This window comes from Priestia sp. YIM B13551, assembly GCF_042787905.1.
GTDB lineage: Bacteria > Bacillota > Bacilli > Bacillales > Bacillaceae_H > Priestia.
Map to the genome: position 1 here is coordinate 572312 of NZ_JBHZOX010000002.1, position 17838 is coordinate 590149.

At 39.9% G+C, this 17838-nt stretch carries 19 protein-coding genes; 5 read left to right on the top strand and 14 right to left on the bottom strand.

Annotated features, from left to right (window positions below):
- Positions 1–502: 502 nt before the first annotated feature.
- The 4 genes from ACFX4N_RS12290 to ACFX4N_RS12305 all read right to left on the bottom strand — a co-directional run bounded on the left by ACFX4N_RS12290 (position 503) and on the right by ACFX4N_RS12305 (position 5807).
- Positions 503–1882, bottom strand: a complete 1380-nt coding sequence (locus ACFX4N_RS12290) for a sugar porter family MFS transporter (RefSeq protein WP_192100193.1) — start codon at positions 1880–1882, stop codon at positions 503–505.
- Between the two features lie 147 nt (positions 1883–2029).
- Entirely contained in the window at positions 2030–3454 is a 1425-nt protein-coding gene (araA, locus tag ACFX4N_RS12295; protein WP_013058236.1) for an L-arabinose isomerase, read from the bottom strand.
- A 29-nt stretch (positions 3455–3483) separates the two neighbouring features.
- Positions 3484–4182: an L-ribulose-5-phosphate 4-epimerase gene (locus ACFX4N_RS12300; protein ID WP_057234608.1), complete on the bottom strand. Its 699-nt coding sequence runs from the start codon at positions 4180–4182 to the stop codon at positions 3484–3486.
- Positions 4176–5807 carry a xylulokinase gene (locus tag ACFX4N_RS12305; RefSeq protein WP_274589101.1) on the bottom strand — a complete coding sequence of 544 codons (1632 nt, stop codon included), beginning with the start codon at positions 5805–5807 and terminating at the stop codon, positions 4176–4178. The genes ACFX4N_RS12300 and ACFX4N_RS12305 overlap by 7 nt, the downstream gene beginning before the upstream one ends.
- Positions 5808–6145: 338 nt before the next feature.
- Here ACFX4N_RS12305 and ACFX4N_RS12310 point away from each other — a divergent pair, with 338 nt between their 5' ends.
- Positions 6146–7252 (top strand): GntR family transcriptional regulator, encoded by a 1107-nt coding sequence (locus ACFX4N_RS12310; RefSeq protein WP_013058239.1) that lies wholly within the window; start codon positions 6146–6148, stop codon positions 7250–7252.
- 90 nt (positions 7253–7342) lie between these two features.
- On the opposite strand, the gene ACFX4N_RS12315 is transcribed toward ACFX4N_RS12310, so the two are convergent.
- Positions 7343–8326, bottom strand: a complete 984-nt coding sequence (locus ACFX4N_RS12315) for an HD domain-containing protein (protein ID WP_057273689.1) — start codon at positions 8324–8326, stop codon at positions 7343–7345.
- Positions 8327–8565: 239 nt separating this feature from the next.
- Between ACFX4N_RS12315 and ACFX4N_RS12320 the strand changes: the two genes are divergently transcribed.
- On the top strand, positions 8566–8946 hold the full coding sequence (locus ACFX4N_RS12320; RefSeq protein WP_013058241.1) for a FixH family protein: 381 nt from the start codon (positions 8566–8568) through the stop codon (positions 8944–8946).
- Between the two features lie 45 nt (positions 8947–8991).
- On the opposite strand, the gene ACFX4N_RS12325 is transcribed toward ACFX4N_RS12320, so the two are convergent.
- From ACFX4N_RS12325 to ACFX4N_RS12345, 5 genes are all read right to left on the bottom strand, one after another.
- Positions 8992–9369, bottom strand: a complete 378-nt coding sequence (locus tag ACFX4N_RS12325; protein WP_053487569.1) for a hypothetical protein — start codon at positions 9367–9369, stop codon at positions 8992–8994.
- Positions 9370–9441: 72 nt separating this feature from the next.
- Positions 9442–10125, bottom strand: a complete 684-nt coding sequence (locus ACFX4N_RS12330; protein WP_057273690.1) for a hypothetical protein — start codon at positions 10123–10125, stop codon at positions 9442–9444.
- 180 nt (positions 10126–10305) lie between these two features.
- Positions 10306–11673 (bottom strand): nucleoside recognition domain-containing protein, encoded by a 1368-nt coding sequence (locus ACFX4N_RS12335; protein ID WP_057274136.1) that lies wholly within the window; start codon positions 11671–11673, stop codon positions 10306–10308.
- Positions 11674–11686: 13 nt separating this feature from the next.
- Positions 11687–12418 (bottom strand): FeoB small GTPase domain-containing protein, encoded by a 732-nt coding sequence (locus ACFX4N_RS12340; protein WP_013058245.1) that lies wholly within the window; start codon positions 12416–12418, stop codon positions 11687–11689.
- Positions 12411–12668 carry a FeoA family protein gene (locus tag ACFX4N_RS12345; protein WP_013058246.1) on the bottom strand — a complete coding sequence of 86 codons (258 nt, stop codon included), beginning with the start codon at positions 12666–12668 and terminating at the stop codon, positions 12411–12413. The genes ACFX4N_RS12340 and ACFX4N_RS12345 overlap by 8 nt, the downstream gene beginning before the upstream one ends.
- Positions 12669–13078: 410 nt before the next feature.
- Between ACFX4N_RS12345 and ACFX4N_RS12350 the strand changes: the two genes are divergently transcribed.
- Positions 13079–14008 (top strand): DUF3298 and DUF4163 domain-containing protein, encoded by a 930-nt coding sequence (locus tag ACFX4N_RS12350; RefSeq protein ID WP_013084242.1) that lies wholly within the window; start codon positions 13079–13081, stop codon positions 14006–14008.
- Positions 14009–14171: 163 nt separating this feature from the next.
- On the opposite strand, the gene ACFX4N_RS12355 is transcribed toward ACFX4N_RS12350, so the two are convergent.
- Positions 14172–14339 carry a hypothetical protein gene (locus tag ACFX4N_RS12355; RefSeq protein WP_013058248.1) on the bottom strand — a complete coding sequence of 56 codons (168 nt, stop codon included), beginning with the start codon at positions 14337–14339 and terminating at the stop codon, positions 14172–14174.
- A gap of 329 nt (positions 14340–14668) precedes the next feature.
- On the opposite strand from ACFX4N_RS12355, the gene ACFX4N_RS12360 reads away from it, so the two are divergent.
- Entirely contained in the window at positions 14669–15049 is a 381-nt protein-coding gene (locus tag ACFX4N_RS12360) for a VOC family protein (protein WP_057273691.1), read from the top strand.
- A gap of 82 nt (positions 15050–15131) precedes the next feature.
- Here the strand turns inward: ACFX4N_RS12360 and ACFX4N_RS12365 are convergent, their stop codons facing one another.
- Together ACFX4N_RS12365 and ACFX4N_RS12370 are read right to left on the bottom strand one after the other, a co-directional pair.
- Positions 15132–15515 (bottom strand): FixH family protein, encoded by a 384-nt coding sequence (locus tag ACFX4N_RS12365; protein WP_013058250.1) that lies wholly within the window; start codon positions 15513–15515, stop codon positions 15132–15134.
- A 202-nt stretch (positions 15516–15717) separates the two neighbouring features.
- On the bottom strand, positions 15718–16065 hold the full coding sequence (locus tag ACFX4N_RS12370) for a DUF6054 family protein (RefSeq protein ID WP_013058251.1): 348 nt from the start codon (positions 16063–16065) through the stop codon (positions 15718–15720).
- A gap of 143 nt (positions 16066–16208) precedes the next feature.
- Between ACFX4N_RS12370 and ACFX4N_RS12375 the strand changes: the two genes are divergently transcribed.
- Complete coding sequence (locus tag ACFX4N_RS12375; RefSeq protein ID WP_013058252.1) at positions 16209–16628, top strand: MarR family winged helix-turn-helix transcriptional regulator; 420 nt, start codon at positions 16209–16211, stop codon at positions 16626–16628.
- A gap of 45 nt (positions 16629–16673) precedes the next feature.
- On the opposite strand, the gene ACFX4N_RS12380 is transcribed toward ACFX4N_RS12375, so the two are convergent.
- Positions 16674–17837, bottom strand: coding sequence for a DUF4179 domain-containing protein (locus ACFX4N_RS12380; RefSeq protein WP_057273692.1), 1164 nt, complete (start codon positions 17835–17837; stop codon positions 16674–16676).
- Between the last annotated feature and the right edge of the window lies 1 nt (position 17838).

The window sequence follows — 17838 nt, forward strand, 5'->3', positions numbered from 1 at the left end:
TTGTTGACGAAGGTCACTACCTTCTTGTAAGCAGAACGCACATTTAGCTTTCGTTTTAGAAATTGCTAGTTATGAATATCTATTAAAGTCCACTCTATGATAAGCTAACCTATCTTTCCATTTTATTAGGCACTAATATGACAGTGTAAAAGCTGAAATCTCTATATCTACTAATAAGAAAGAGGCTGGGGACGAACAAAGGCCGACATGTGCTGAACCGCTTGTTACCCCACAGTTGATTTCCGTGCAAGGCTTCACTTTCCGCGGGCGTCCGATGAGCCTCCTCGTCGCTTGTGCTCCTGCGGGGTCTCATCTGTTCCGCTTTTCCCGCAGGAGTCTTCGCCTTGCTCTCCAATCAACTGCTAGAAGAAACGAAACAGATGAAACCTGCGTTCACCATAAAAAAACGAACCACTAATCAAACACTTTGATTAGTGGTTCGTTTTTCACTTCAGCTAAAATACTTTTATCTCAGCACCTTACATTTAAAACATTACGACAATCAAACATATTTATTACGCTCAACCGGACTTAAAGACTTCCTTGCAGAACGAGCTGCCATGTCCATTTCAATTTGCTCTAGGCTGCGTCCTTTTGTTTCAACAACTACAAAGCGTATGAAGAATAATCCGAGAATACAAATGATCCCGAACGTTGAAAAGATCACGCCTAAACTAAACTGGTCGGCTAAAATTGGGAACACAAGCCCTACTGCAAGCGATCCCGTCCAGTTAAAAGCAGATGAAATCCCAGCACCGATTCCGCGTACAGAAAGCGGGAAAATTTCTCCTACAATGATCCACGTAAGCGGCGCCCAAGAAAACGCATAGCAAAGGATAAAGCAGCAAAGAGCAATTAACGTAACCCAGTTTACGACGACTTCATTAACGCCTAATGCTCCTAGAATAGCCGGTGTGAAAAATGAAAGAGCCATACCCGCGCCGCCAATCGTAAGAATGGTACGGCGGTTGAATCTATCAACAAACTGCAGAAAAATAAGTGTTGTCACAACGAAGATTACCCCAACGATGACCGTAAAACCAGCAGCTACCTGCGGCGCTAAACCAACTTGACGAGCAATGCTTGTTGCATAATAAACAATTGAGTTTGAGCCTTGAATCTGCTGAAAAGTTGCCATTCCGACACCGATAATTAATGCTAAACGAAACTTTTTATGAAACAGCTGTTTGATGCCTGATTGTTCATGAACAGCTATGCTTTCAATTTCAGACACTTCAGCTTCTACTTCAGCTGTTGACCGGCGAAGCGTACGCAGTACTTCACGCGCTTTATCTGCCATTCCGTTTTTAATTAAGTAGCGAGGCGACTCTGGAAGCTTGATCATACCGATGCATAAGACGATCGCAAAAATACCGGCGCTGCCAAGCATTAATCGCCAGCTGTTTGGAACCGGCTCAAAAATAAAGGCTACGATATAGCTTAATAATAATCCAATTACAATCATTAGCTGATTTAAACCTGAAAGCTTCCCGCGAATATGAGCAGGTGCGATTTCTGACATATAAGCAGGAACTAACGAAGAAGCCGTTCCTACTGCTGTACCTAAAAAGACGCGCGCAATCGTTAACGTAATTTCCTCTGGTGCAATCGCTGAACCGATGGAGCCTAAAAGAAAGATGATAGATGAAATTAAAATTAACTTTCTTCGTCCAAACTTATCTCCTAATAATCCGCTTAAAATGGAACCGATAATTGCTCCTCCCATTAGCGACGAAACCACAATCCCCAGCCAGAGCGGACTTAAATGAAACGCTTCACGGATATGACTTTCTGCACCAGCAATAATCCCAATATCATAACCGAATAAAATACCGGCAAATGAGCCGAAGAAGAAGATAAACTTACTTGATACTTTACTCATGATTATATATCCCCTTTGTATTGTCTTAGTTTTGCTTCCTACCACACTTATTTAAAACGCTTTCATTTATTTCTAAAAACGGCGTTCTTTTACTGACGCTATATTTTCACTTCCAAGGAAGCAGTGCTCCCTCGGAAGTAGTGGTGCTTACTTAATAATGACGTACTCTAGATCAACAAGCTTTGCATAGCTCACGATTTGATCGGTCGTTAAATTTAATGAAAGTACCGTATGATGGCCGCCTCCGTTTTCAATCCACGCTTTAACGCCGTCTTGGAAGTTCGGCTTAATGTTCCAAAGCACGCGCGCTACCGGAAGATTTGGAGCTGGAACTTCCGGCTCAAATGCGGATACTTCGTTAATTAACAGCTTGTAATGCGTACCGAAGTCAGCCATGGAAACCACTACGCCTTCTCCTTGTTTACCGTCAAACACTAAGCGGGCCGGGTCTTCGCGGTTGCCGATGCCTAGCGGAGAGACAATTAGTTTTGGCTTGTTTACCGCTAGCGTCGGGTCGACTTCAAGCATGTGAGATTGAAGCACAGACTCACGTCCGGGAGCTAATTCATACGTGTAGTCTTCCATAAAGCCCGTTGACTGATTGTGGCTCATTACTTTAAGCAAGCGGTCAAGCGCCGCTGTTTTCCAGTCTCCTTCACCAGCAAAGCCGTAGCCCTGTGCCATCAAGCGTTGTACGGCTAGACCAGGAAGCTGTTTCATACCGTATAGATCTTCAAAGTTAGTCGTAAAAGCGCTGTAGCCGCCTTCGTCTAGAAAACGTTTAATCGCAATTTCATAGCTTGCCTGTACTTTTACGCTAGACTCCCATTCTTCTGCAGAATAATCACCGTAGACAAATTCGTACGCGTCGGCATATTCAGCAAACAAATCATTGATTTCTTCTTCCGTAACGGCATTTACATATTGAACAAGGTCACCGATTCCAAAGTAGTCAACCGTCCAGCCAAATTGAATTTGCGCTTCAATTTTGTCTCCTTCCGTTACTCCGACGTTGCGCATATTGTCGCCGAAACGCGCGACTTTAATGTTGAAGCTTTCGTTATAAGCAGCGGCTACGTCCATCCATTGTGCAATTTGCTGCTGTACTTGGGGGCGCTCCCAGTAGCCTACTACAATTTTATTTTGCTTGTTCAAACGCGCGTTGATAAAACCGTATTCTCGATCACCGTGAGCGGATTGATTCAAGTTCATAAAATCCATATCAATCGTTTCCCAAGGAATGCTTTCGTTAAATTGTGTCGCCAAATGAAGCAGCGGTTTTTGCAGTAACTTGGTACCGCGAATCCACATTTTTGCAGGCGAGAACGTATGCATCCACGTGATTACACCGGCAACTTCATCTCGGTAATTCACTTCTTTCATCATGCTTGTAATTGTATCAGCACTCACAGCTAAATCTTGCAGAACAATCGGATAAGGCAAGACACCGCTTTCATTTAAAGCATCAGTCATCGTTTGCGCGTGTGCTTTTACTTCTGCTAGTGCTTCTTTTCCGTAAAGATGCTGTGAACCAACAATAAACCAAAATTCTTTTTGAGCTGTTTTTAACATGATAATCCCCTTTTCTGTATGTAAGTCTTTTATTGTCCTTGCCCGTAATACGCGTTTTGTCCGTGTTTTCGTAAATAATGTTTGTCTAATATACGCTGCGGCAGCCCTTCAGCCAGTCCGTTTAATTTTTGTGTAAAGAAATTCATTTTGGATACTTCGTCTAGTACGACGCTGTTCATTACCGCCGATTTGGCATCTTTTCCCCACGTAAACGGCCCGTGTCCTTGAAGTAAAATGCCAGGAACCGCTAGCACATCTAAGCCGCGCTCTTCAAACGTTTCGATAATCACTTTGCCCGTTTCCACTTCATATCCGTCATTCACTTCTTTTTCTGTCAAAAAGCGCGCGCACGGTACGGAACCATAGAAGGTATCGGCATGAGTCGTTCCCATTGCCTGCACATCAAGTCCTGCTTGAGCCCAAATGGTCGCCCACGTTGAATGCGTATGGGCAATACCGCCGATTTGCGGATAATGTTTATAGAGTACGGCATGCGTCAGCGTATCCGATGACGGATTAAGCTCCCCTTCTACCACGCGGCCATCTAAATCAACGACTACCATGTCTTGCGCCGTCATTTTCTCGTACGTCACACCGCTTGGTTTAATCACAAACAAACCGCTGTCTCGATCAATGGCACTTACATTTCCCCACGTGTACTTAACCAGTCCGTGTTTTGGCAAATCGACGTTTGCTTGAAATACTTCTTCTTTTAATTTATCTAGCACACTAATTCCTCCCGTTCTTCGCTGTGGTGCTCTGCAGCTGCTTTTTCAATCACTAGCCCTTTTTTATATCTTTTAATAAATGCTTCAAACCCTTTTACATCGAGTTCGTCAGGATAAATTTCTTGTGCGGTTACTTCTTTAAAGACTTTATCATCCAAGAAATCTTCTAAACTTTCATTCTCATTTTTATTAAGCATATAAGAAGAAAGAATAGCCATTCCCCACGCGCCGCCTTCTCCAGCTGTGTCCATGACGGAAACCGGGGTATTAATTGCCGCTGCCATCATTTTTTGACCAACTACCGGCGTTTTAAATAATCCTCCGTGCGCTAAAATACTGTGAATCTTTACGTTTTCTTCTTTGACTAAAAGATCCATACCTATTTTTAAAGCGCCAAAAGCTGTAAAAAGATGCGTTCGCATAAAGTTTGCTAGATTAAAATTACTTTTTGCTGAACGGACAAATAGCGGACGTCCACTTTCTACTCCGGTAATATTTTCACCTGAGAAATAGCCGTAGCTAAGCAAGCCTCCTCCATCAGGATCAGCTTCTAGCGCTTTATTTAACATCACTTCGAATAATTTATCCGACTCTACTTTTTGTCCCATAGCCTCCGAAAATTCGCGAAACAATCCGAGCCAGGCGTTTAAGTCGCTTGAGCAGTTATTCGCATGAACCATTCCAACTGGACTGCCGTTTGGCGTAGTAACCAAATCAATTTCCGGATAAACGTTTGAAAGCTTTTTATCTATTACAATCATCGCAAAAACGGACGTTCCTACTGAAACATTTCCCGTGCGTTTTCTTACGCTGTTTGTCGCCACCATTCCCGTTCCCGCATCTCCTTCTGGAGGACAAAATGGAATTCCCGGCTGCAAATTTTTTGATTGATCTAAAATACTAGCTCCAATGGCTGTTAATGTACCTGCTTGCTCGCCTGAAGTATGGACTGCAGGCAGAATATCTGATAGTTGCCACGGATACCCTTTATGAGAAATGAGATCATCAAACTGCTTCATCATCGCTTCACTGTAATTTTGCGTGCGTTCATCAATTGGAAACATCCCCGAAGCATCTCCAATGCCAAGCGCCTTACTGCCTGTCAGCAGCCAGTGAATATAGCCGGCTAGCGTTGTCATGTAATCAATGCGCGGCAGATGTTTTTCTTGATTTATGATTGCCTGATACAGATGCGCAATGCTCCATCGTTCAGGAATATTAAATTGGAAATGTTCAGTTAATTCTTTTGCTGCTGCGCTTGTTGTTGCATTACGCCACGTTCGAAACGGAACAAGCAGCTCACCCGTTTTATCAAATGCCATATATCCGTGCATCATAGCTGAAACGCCGATGGAGCCAACTGTTCGAATCGTGATCCCGTAGCTTCGTTCCACTTCTTGCTTCATTTCACGGTAAGCACTTTGCAGACCTGTAATAATATCGAGTAAGTTGTACGTCCAAAAACCGTCTTCTAAGAGATTTTCCCATTCATAACTGCCTGATGCGATCGTTTCAAAGTTTTCATCAATCAGCACCGCTTTAATACGAGTAGATCCAAGTTCAATTCCAAGGGACGTTTTCCCTTTAGCAATTGCTTGTTTTATGCTTTCTTGAGTTGTTTTCACGTTTAATCTCCTTTCTGATAGCTATAAAGATACCTATAGCAGTAAGGAAGCGCTTTCCGTTTTATGTAACGCTGTTTGAATTTGTTAACAACTTAAGTATATTTATTTGTACGTACATTTGTCAATATAAAAATTATATATGCACACAAATATTCAAAACACCATACTATTCCCTTCTCAAACTTTTAAAAAATCGGTATCCAACCCTTAAATCATTCTCCTTTCGATTAAAAATCAAGGAAATCTTTTCATTTATTCACGTTCATGATAAAATATGTCCATACAAATTTTATACATAAAAAAAGTTGAATGTATACAACTACGAAAGAAGTGAAAACATGAAGCCAAAATATCAGGTGATTATTGAGGATATAAAAAGCAAAATTCTTTCAGGCGATTACAGCATGGGCGAACAAATCCCTACTGAATCGGTTATGCAAGAAACGTATGGTGTCAGCAGACATACGGTTCGAAAAGCCATTTTAGAGCTGTCGAATGAAGGTTTTTTAAGAAGTGAAAAAGGCTCTGGCACCTATGTGAGCAATCAGTATCAATCCAAATCTAGCGGGGCTTCTGCCAACAAAACAATCGGCGTAATTACCACGTATATTTCCGACTATATTTTCCCTTCTATTATTCGCGGAATTGAAAGCAGATTAAATAAAGATAATTATTCGCTGCTGCTGGCGAGCACGAATAATGATGTAGAACAAGAAAAAAAAGCATTGGAAATGATGCTTTCCTACGGAGTAGACGGTCTAATTGTTGAGCCTACAAAAAGTAATTTGTACAATCCAAACATCTCGTATTATTTATCATTCAAAGAACAAGACGTTCCGTTTACGATGATTAATGCCTACTACGAAGAACTGGATGTTCCGTTTTTTTGTCTAGATGACGTTCAGTCAAGCTACCTTGCCACAAATGAATTAATTTCAAAAGGTCATACACAAATTGGACTCATCGCAAAAATGGATGACCTGCAAGGAAAGTACCGAATGAAAGGCTACATAAAAGCGCTTGGTGAAGCAAAGCTCCGCTTTCAGCCTGAGCATATTTTGTCTTTTAACACCGAAACAAAGCTTGATTTGTACGCTAATTTAAAGACGTTTCTTACTGAAAATCAAGACGAAATGACGGCTCTTGTCTGCTATAACGATGAAGTCGGATTAGAAGTTGTAAATGTATGCAGACAGCTTGGCATTTCTATTCCGGACAAGTTGTCAATTATTGGGCAAGACAATTCATACATCGCTAAAAATGCGACGATTAATTTAACAACTTTAACCCATCCGCAGGAACAAATGGGACACGACGCGGCGGATTGGATTATTAAAAAGCTGCAGGGCAAAAAAGAGTTACCAACCGAAACCTACTATCAGCCTGTATTAGTTGAAGGTGAAACGATTAAAGAGTTAAATGCGAAGCGTGATGAAGTTCGTTAAGAGAAGGCTTGCTTAGAGGTCTATAAAACTTCTTATGAGAGAAAGGGATGCGCGTTATTATGCATCCCTTTCTTTATGTACTGATTCCCTTTATAACGGAGCCTGAATGTTGAGATATACTCCTTTTTCTATCTTTTGTTTTGCTTCTTCTATTACTCTTTTAGCGGTAAGTGATAACTGAGATACAGGAACCGCCCCACCTGAACCAATAACAAGAGGATCAACCCAGCGCATTTTTGTCGTTTGGTGAACATCATGACAAGACGCAGTTCCTCTTTCTGCTTTGCTGTTAAAAAGAGCAGCTAACATTGCTTCAATGCTGCTATCTCCAGCGTTTTTCAGCAACCGAACCACATCTTCATCCTGCTTTAGAAAATCTTCTATAGATAAAATATCTTTTTGCAAAGCAAGCTTGATAATCTCCGTCAGCTGATAATTTCCAAACATATTAAGCGGATTCATAAAAAAGCCAATCACTTCTTTGTAGTAAGCATCCACAAACCACTCTGCCGCTGATAAATTACTGCACGCCATTTGTCCATTAAATACGACAAGCTGATCCAAAAACGCATGCACTTCTTGTAAAGTAATCTCCCCGCATACGTACAAATCCCGCAGCGTATAATCCACGCGGTCAGCACATAAGTGCGGAGCGTTCTGTTCGAGCAGCGTCCACTGGCTTTCATCAAGTAAGATATCTTGCCAGTTTAAACCGGCGCTCTTTAAAATAGGAGGAATAGACGACTGGGCCACAATTTGTTCGTAAATCGTTTCATGATAATTTTCTTCTTTTTGTTCCAAAACATAGTCAATCACATGAGAAAATGCCATATGTGAAACGTCATGTAATAAAGCCGCTATTTGCTCTTCCAAAGAGCCTCCTAATCTGTTGACAAGCATCATCGTACCAACGGAATGATCATATCGAGTAGTATTCCAGTTTTCATTTACAAACCGGCTCGCTCCGCCTTGGTAAATTCCTTTTAAACGCTGTACGGGATCACTTTGAATGAGTTCTAAAAGAACGCCGTCTATTTCAAATTTCCCGTACAGCTCATCATAAAGTATGAGCATATTTCTCTCTCCTTTTCCTAGCTTATTATTTTTAATCCTAAACGTATGGCACAATGCTGTAAAGCACCCCTTCTCGCGTTGTAATAGCAAACTATTTTTTTGTAACAAAATGTTCAATTCTTTCACATGAACAATCGTAAAAATCACTCATTGTGATGATTTTATTTTATGACTTCAGTGATAAAGTTTTATAGAGAAATTTATTTACTAACAAGATAGAAAATAAAAAGGAGATATTTATGAAAAAGCTTAGCATGCTGCTGCTCGTTTTAGTCATTGCCGTGGTCGGCTGTTCAAAAGGAAATGAGCAACAGTCACAGGAAGTAAAAGGAACAATTGAAGTGCCGCAAACTATTAAAGCAAACGAAAAAACATCTATTAACGTACTCGTTACACAAGGAGATAAAAAAATCGAAAATGCAGACGCCGTACAGATTCAAGTTGAAAAAGAAGGCTATATTAACCAGGAAATGATCGATGCCAAACATCAGGATAACGGCGCATACAGCACGGACTATACGTTCAAAGACGACGGCGAATATACGATTACCGCTCATGTGACGATAAAAGGCGACATGAAAATGTTTACGAAAAAAGTGACGGTTGGCGAGAAAAAGTAAATAGCCTATCAAAAAGCGACCTCTGCTTGTCAAAGGTCGCTTTTATTATTTCTTTGATTCTTTAATACGGTCAAGATACTGCTTCGCATGAAGCAGACCAAGATTTTTTTCTTTTCGTATGTATTTAATAGCCTGCACATCACTTCGGCCATTCATAACCATCAAATTGACTCTGTTTTCAAAAGCCTCGTCTTTCTCTATTTCTAGCTGCTTCCACTCTTCATCTAAATCACGTTTAGGTGTTTTGAGCAGGAATATCACTAGTATAACAAGAACGCTACTTGTGGTGATATAAAGCCAAAGCCAATCGAGAAACCAGCTGTTAATCACATTCACTATTATCAGAATGGTGAAACAAGAGTATAGCCTTGTTTGATACTTATTAGCTTTTTTTGAATCTATTTTATTAAAAAATATCCCCACCGTCAGCCTCCTTTTAGCATTTCATTGGCGCTTTTTTCTATTAATCTCTCGTGGTGCAAACAGCAGCTTTTTTTACCTAATGATGATGCTTTTGGTTGTACCCTCGCTTGTCTGATAGCTTCCTGAACTGTTGCTGCCAATCACTTGTATGCTGCCGTAATTACGATAATCTTTGTCCAAAGAATGAGAGGTTTGTAGTTGTTTTAACTCCGTTCCCTCTAAAATAAAGTAAGGGCCGTCATAACTCGTATTCTCGTACTCACCGGAAGAATGAAGGTGCGTGTACGCATAGCGACTAGTTGTAAAGAAATGCTGGTTGTTAAGGGTTTCTACCTTCAAAAAGAACTCATCTGCGGTCATTAATCGGTCGTATTGAGCAGGCTTTCGATCAACTTTGTCACTTGTAACCGTCAACCGATCCTCTCCTTTGTCTTCACATAAAAAACAAGAGCTGTAATCTAGCATTGTATATGAGTTATCATCAGAAGGATCTATCACTGTAAACCGCATAGAAGATATGTTTTGATCCCTATCTAGCGTCAAACGAAAATCTTCTATTTTTGCTTTGTGCTGTGACAGCTGCTGTTCTTTTCGAAATGATTCCCAGCTTTTGCTTACTTCTCCAGACTTCAGCTCATCTCTTGTAAATAGAAGCGTTTGTTTTGTACCTTTATAAACGACATTTACAATACTGAGAATAAGGAGAGCAAGGATTGCCAGCCAGCAGATGGTTTCTATGACCTTGTTTTTCACCATAGTTGTTCTCCCCCAGAAGTTACATGTATGTGCATCATGAACGAAGCACATATCATACAAATTACCATTTCCCCTAAAAAATATCAATTAATCTTACATTATAAAACTGAAAATCTAGTTAATTAACAACTCATAAAAAAAGCAGGGCTCTTTTCAAAGCCCTGCACTTTTATTTCATATTTAAATAAGGTTAAACGCTTTTACCACTTGCGCAACCGTAAACGTAACGCCAACCGCAATCACTGTTGGTATTGCAAAAGCAAGAAACGTCCACTTTGCATTTTTGGTTTCTTTATAAATATTCACAAGCGTCGTTCCGCACGGAAAATGCAGGAGTGAAAACAACATCATGTTAAGAGCCGTTAGCCACGTCCAGTGGTGATCAAGGAAAATTTGTTTCAGTCGAGTCGCATCTTCAATTTCAATTAATGAGCCCGTTGATAAATACGCCATCAGTAGAACCGGTACAACAATTTCATTAGCTGGCAAGCCAATGATAAAAGCAGCTAGTATATACCCGTCTAGTCCTAGCGACTTAGCAAATGGGTCAAGAAACTGAACAAAGTGCATTAAAATACTTGTGTCACCGATATAAATGTTGGCCAATACCCACGTTAACACCGCTGCGGGTGCTGCAACAATAATCGCGCGTTTTAACACGAACAGCGATTTATCCAGCGTCGCGCGTACAATTGTATCTACAAATTTTGGCTTGCGGTAAGGCGGAAGCTCTAGCGTATAGTGTGTCGGAACTCCGCGCAGCGCTGTTTTAGACAGTGCCCACGATACAAACAGCGTCACCACGATTCCAAATAACACCGTTCCAACCACAACAAGCGCCGTTACGAAAGTTTTAGCACTCCCTGTAAAGCCTGTTGCCATAAATAAAGAAGCTAACAAAATCAGCGTAGGCCACCTGCCGTTACATGGAACAAAATTATTTGTTAAAATCGCCATCATACGTTCACGAGGCGATTCAATAATACGCGTTGACATAATCGCTGCGGCGTTACATCCAAACCCCATCGCCATCGTCAGCGACTGCTTGCCGTGTGCGCCTGCTCGTTTGAACAAACGATCCATATTAAACGCTACGCGAGGCAAATATCCGTAGTTTTCTAAAAGAGCAAAAACCGGGAAAAAGATGGCCATCGGAGGCAGCATCACGCTAATGACCCATCCGGTACCGCGAAACAGCCCTAATACAAGAATTCCGTGCAGCCATTCTGGCGCATGCATAGCTTGAAAGAAAGCTGTTAAATACCCTTCGGCCCAGCCAAATCCTTGTGCGATTAATCCAGAAGGAACATTTGCGCCGGCTATTGTGATATAAAAGATGACCGATAAAATACCAAGCATAATCGGAAAGCCCCAAATTGGCGAGGTAAAGACTTTATCTAACTTTTCTGTACGCTGAAGCTTTGAGCGGTCTTCGTACACAACTGATTTTTTACATATTTGCTTTGACGACTGATAAATACTTGCGACCATATTGGAACGATGATCTTTTTCTTTTGCCTGCTGCGCATAGCGAGTTAATTGTTCCATCGCTAATGAGTTTTCAGGAGTTAACGGATTTCCCATATGCGCTGTTCCTCCTTTCTGTGTGACTGATACCTTGCTGCTGACGCTGCTGAATGGTTTCTAAAAATGACGTGTCTCCATCAAGAACCCGTAAAGCAATCCAGCGCAGAGGAAATTGATTTCCAACAATAGAAGCGACTTGAGGTTCTAGCTCCTTTAATGACGCTTCTATTTCTTTTGTGTACTGCACCTGGTAAGGGTTAAGTTTTACCTGCCCGCGTACGACTTGTTCAATTGCATCTAGCAAATTCGTAATCCCTTTTTTATTACGTGCTGATATAGGCACAACCGGTACGCCTAACGATTCAGCCAGCTTTTTTTCGTTAATCACAATTCCTTTTTTCTTTGCTTCATCCATTAAGTTCACGCAAATCACGACGTTTTCAGTCATTTCCATCACTTGCAGCGCTAAATTAAGATTTCGCTCCATCGCCGTTGCATCAACCACCACTACCGTAACGTCAGGTCTTTCAAATAAAATATAGTCACGCGCTACTTCTTCGTCCGCCGAGTTTGAATACAGTGAATACGTTCCAGGTAAATCGACGATTGTGTAGAGCTGCTGGTGATGTTCAAACGTCCCTTCTGCTTTGGCTACGGTTTTTCCCGTCCAGTTTCCCGTGTGCTGCTTAAGACCGGTTAAGCTATTAAATAACGTACTTTTTCCTGTGTTCGGATTTCCTGCTAATGCAATACAATACTTACTCACCGTCGTCACCTACTTTTTTCACATAAATTTTTGAGCTCTCTTCTTTTCTGAGACCAATCGTTGTATGACTTACTTGATAGGCAACAGGATCTCCTAACGGGCTTTTTTGAAGCACTTTGATAATTGCTCCTGGAATAAATCCTAAATCTAACAAGCGTCGCTTTAAGGCACCTTCGATTTCGATTCGCTCTAGCTGCACCGTTTCACCTGTCGTAAATGTAGACAATGGATAATTATTTACACTAGCCATCTATTTTTCGTCCCTTCTCATTTTTTACCTAAGGTTATATTTTTTTCGTTAGACCAACTTTTAAGGTAAAAAAAATATGCTCGTTGATTTTTAATAGGGTATTCTGCTAGTGCAGAAAAATGAACATGTCAGCATGATTTATTTAAAATTTTCAGTTTTCACTTGTCATGATACCAAAAGTTTACCACAGGAAACTTTTTTAGTCTAGGGTAAAATACTGTGTTTTTTTCTTACTTACAGCCTGTGTTCGTAAATATTTATGAAAAATCATACTGAAAATAAATCAGTAAAAAAGAATCAAAAAAACAGTAAAAACCTGTAAATCCTGTGCTATACTAATAAATGGGTTTTTTTGAAAATAAAGTATCGATTAGTTTTAAAACCTACAAAAATCACTTTAGGAGGCTTTTATGAAAAGGTTCAAAAGGGTTAGCGCAGTTGTTTTAGGTTTGGCTTTGTTATTCTCACCGCTTGCTCCGCAAACAGTTGCAGAAGCAAAAGTCGTGTGGGGGAATCAAGAACTGGTTAAAGGGCAAATAGGACGCGTTACCGTTTTAAAGAATACTAATCTTTACAACATTAAAAACAACAAGTTAGTAGCAGCTAGAAAAGTGACAAAAGGGCAAGTATTTCGCGTGTATTCTGAGTCAAGTAAATTTGGTGGTCTGTATGGGGTATCAAAGGGTACCTATGCTCAAAAGTCATCAAGTATTAAGTATGAAAAAGCACCTAGTGACAAAATTCAAGCACTAGGAGTAACGGTTACGAAGAAATCTTTAGCAAGCAACATTAGCTATCCGCAGGTATCCGGCCTTATCAATAAACCATTTGAGGCTAGCTATAATCGAAAGTTTTTAAACATTGCTAAGGAAGCACAAAAAGAACATAACGAACTAAAAGAACAAGAAAAGGAAGACCGCAAAAACGGTTGGGCACCAGGTCCTTATTCTCGTAATATGACATACTCTGTACCTTACAACCAAGATAATATTTTAAGTGTTGCTATTACGAATGATGCGTACGCTGGCGGCGCTCACGGCAACGCTTGGATTGATACGTACAATTACGATTTGTTGAAAGCTCGACAAATTAGCTTAAAAGATATTATTAACAACAACACTAAGTTAAATAAAGTTAATAACTATATTCGTAATGAAATGATTGCTCGTAATAAAAAGGGTGCTCAGTTCTGGGTTAATGAATTTAAGTCTGTAAATTTAAAAGAAGATCAGTTTTACTATACAAGTAGCGGCATTGCCATTATATTTGGTGAATATGAGTACGGCCCGTATTCTAACGGCATTCATACGTTTAAAATTCCGTCTAGCGTTTATAAGTAATATGGTCGTATAAAACTAAACTAGTACAAGAAAAAAGAAGCTTACGAACCATCAGTTCATAAGCTTCTTTTTCTTTTTTTCTGCAGAATAAGCGGAGCAAAAAAGAAAGGTGAGCCCTATTCCGCTTCTTATAGCCTAGGAAAAACCGCTTTTAGAAGTATTTTTATAGCGTTTGAAAAAGTGAAATGGTCAGAACTAACGTCAGCAAGGAGCCTGCGGATGTTAACATCATTATTTTTCGGTTACTCTGATTCTTTTCAGGTTTTAAAAACTCTTGAATTGCTACAAACCAGATAACAAAAGTGATTAAAGAAAGTATCCCCATAGACATATGAGCATCTCCATTCTTATATGTATTTAAATTTTTAACACATCTAATCAACAAACTTTCCAGATCAAGTTACTAAAACAAGTGCCACTCTTCATCCAATATTAACATAAAATCCCATAAACCTTTAATGCATTGTGTAAAACCACAACATTTTAAAAAACAGGCTATTTATAAAACGCTCTTTTGAACTAAAAATAGACATACAGCTGTCTTTGTCTATTTTCCACTTTACAAATGATATACTTATTTGTAGAAAAACCTCTCAGATCTCATCCAATACTTACTCTATTTTCAGAGGAAGAAAGTTCACATTGTTAGGAGGAAACGAAATGATTAAAAAGTTGGACCATTTTGTGCTAACGATAAAAAACATGGAAAAAACGACTCACTTTTATACGGTTATTTTAGGCATGCAGAAAGAAACGTTCGGAGAAGGAAGAATAGCGCTTCGTTTTGGTGAACAAAAAATAAACTTACATCAAGCAGGCCATGAATTTGAGCCAAAAGCAAAGCATCCTCTTCCCGGCTCTGCTGATTTATGTTTTATTACAGAAGAAAAAATCGAAAGCGTAATCAATCACTTACAAAAACATAATGTAGAAATCGAAGAAGGACCGGTCAAACGAACAGGTGCTGTAGGCCCTATTGTTTCTGTTTATATTAGAGATCCTGATTACAATTTAATTGAGTTATCCAATTACGTAGATTAAATCCACCTTATTGAAAAAAGAGAATGCGCGTGGCATTCTCTTTTTTTTGTGGCTATATAATCACCTTATTTAACTATAAGCTTTACTCTTTAGACTTGCCTACCTCTACTTTTTTCGTAAACATTTTCATGTCACCGTCTACCGTAACGTGAGCGGTAATCATATATTCGCCGTCTTCTTTAAACGTATAGTCCGTGCTGTATACACCTTTTCCTTCGTGCGGTGCTTTTGTCATTTCTTGATTGATGTAGCCTTCTTTTTCAACTTGGAACTGCACGTCATCGGCGTTTTCCACTTTTTTATCTCCTTGCGTCACAAGGACTTTAAGCTTGACTTGTTCATTTGCTTGAATTGATTCCGGTACTTCAATCGTTCCTTTTACTTCTTTTGAACTTGAATCATTTCCTTTTGAACAGCCTACTATAGCTATCATTAAAACAAATAATACAATGCTGAGTTTTTTCATTATGTTCTCCTTTGTTATGTAAATGTGAAGTCTTCCTGCAATTTAATATTATACTCATTTATCCGGTAAAAAGAGAAAAAATGCTTATTGTCCACATAAAGTTCTTATTTCTACAGTAGCTTTTGCATCTTTTCATTTCTCTACTCGCCCTTCGCTTCACAAAAAAAGCTGAAGAAGCTCATTGCCTTCTCCAGCTTTGCCTTTATCTCTGCGGTTCTTCTAACGTGTACGATGACAGTGCGTTTTCTACCCATCGTACAAAATCCTTGCTTGCTCCCCAATCAATATTTAATATCCCTTCTGCGCTTCCTGAAGGAATACACTTTACTTTGTTTGGACCGGACACATTTTCTAAAATAATCGTTAGTGATCCCCTGCCGCCGGTGCGGAAAAAATAGCGTTCAAACACAAGCGTACAGATCTGCTTGCCGTCTCCGAGATCATAATATTCCTTGTATAATAAGTCACTTTCCGAATTATTTGCATTCACAAGCTTTTTTGCTCCATCAAAAGGAAGCAGCGTCGTTTTAAATTCAATTATCTTGTCCATCACTCAAGCCCCTTTCTATCGCAACAGATAGATACTACTTCTCTTTTTCTCTTTAAAAAACCTGCCCATTATCTTTATAAACAATATGGTACAATAGAAAAGAAAAGAAATTGTTTGAACGGAAAAAGGAGCACACAACCTCAATGAATACACGAGATGAACTTATCCAAAATGTGGTTTCAACGATGCGAAACCAAACGAAAAAAATGCAGCTATCGGTTATCCCTACTTTAAAATCATATATTCCTTTAAATGAATTTTTAGCGCTTCACATGCTGTATAAAGAAGGGAATCATATCGTTTCTGAGATTGCCGAGCATATGCACATCTCAAACAGTAGCATGACGTGCATCAGCGACCGATTAATGGAAAGAGAATTTGTTACGCGCGTACGCAGTCAAAAAGACCGTCGCGTTGTCTACTTATCGATTACGGATAAAGGAAAAGAGTTTGCAGAAGAAATGGAAAAAGTGCTCACCAAAGAATATGGTGAAAAGCTTGGACATTTTACGGATGAAGAATTACAGACGTTTCTTCGCTTGTTAAATAAAATGGATATCTAATAAAAAACCAGATGCTCGCTAAGCAGGCATCTGGTTTTTAGTTTGTTATTTGTTATTTACCTTCAAATTAAAGGCGTCCGAAGTTAAATCTTTTGAACTGTCGTTTTCGTAATCACTTACATACGGAACAAATCGAAGCATAACCACTCCTTTGTCGTTTCGGTACTCTTCGTCCATTTCTAGCACTCTGTCTGTTCCTCCTCCACTGCCGCTTTCAGAAAGATCTCTTCCATTTTGGTCTTTTATTTTTACGCCCACGTTCGTTCCGTTTCGAATGCTTCCTGTTGACGATGTAAACGTATAGTGTAGCTTAATCGAAACAGGCGATACGCGAACTTCTTTGATGGACAATACGCCTTTTATTCCTTTTTCGTTAATCGGAATTTCTTTATTCAACGGATACACTTTTGTATCAGCGATGATTTTTGAGCCATTTACGCTTGTATGAACCGTCCAATTTCCTTTAATTTCCCCGTAAGAATCCCGGTAGTTCCCGCTTTTCGTCTGGCTAGGATTCTTTTCAAAATCAAGGCTCGTGAACTGAGCGCTGATTTGATAGTTTTTATTCGGATCAATATGATCTAGCACATTGTAGCCTTCCACATCGATTTTCCCGTCTCCGTCCGTGTCCGCTTGCGTTAGTTTTAAAGCGTACAGATAGCTCCAGCTTCCGTCTTTGTTTTTGATTGGTTCCTCTCTAATACTGGAAGCCGAATCAAAAAACGACATATTGCCAATTTTCACGCGCAGCTCTCCTGGTCGAATTGGCGTGTTTCTGTTAAGACCTAGTGCCGTTTTTCTAAATTCATCTGCGCTAATCGTTAACCCAAGCAGCACCTGTCCGTCATCAAGCATCAGCTCATTTACTTTTACTTGAATGCCTTGGTCCGTTGCCGTTTCATTTACCGTTTTTTTATAGCTGCTCAAGCTGCCTTTAGGCTTGTTCATAAGCAGCTCGATTTGCTGGCCAATTTGCTGACTGATTCGCACAGCCGATGCCCATACCGTTTCGTTTTGCATCATTACAGGCGTCACAGCAAGCAGCAGCACCGCAGCGGCAATCAGCGGACGCGCTTTTTTCCGCGCCGGCTTTATTTCACGTTTTAAGCGTTTTTTCATTCGCTTTTTCTCGCTTGCCGTTAGCTCAATTTCTTCATATTCATCAAAATCTACAGAAGATCCGTTTAATAAGTCATATTGATTTTTCATC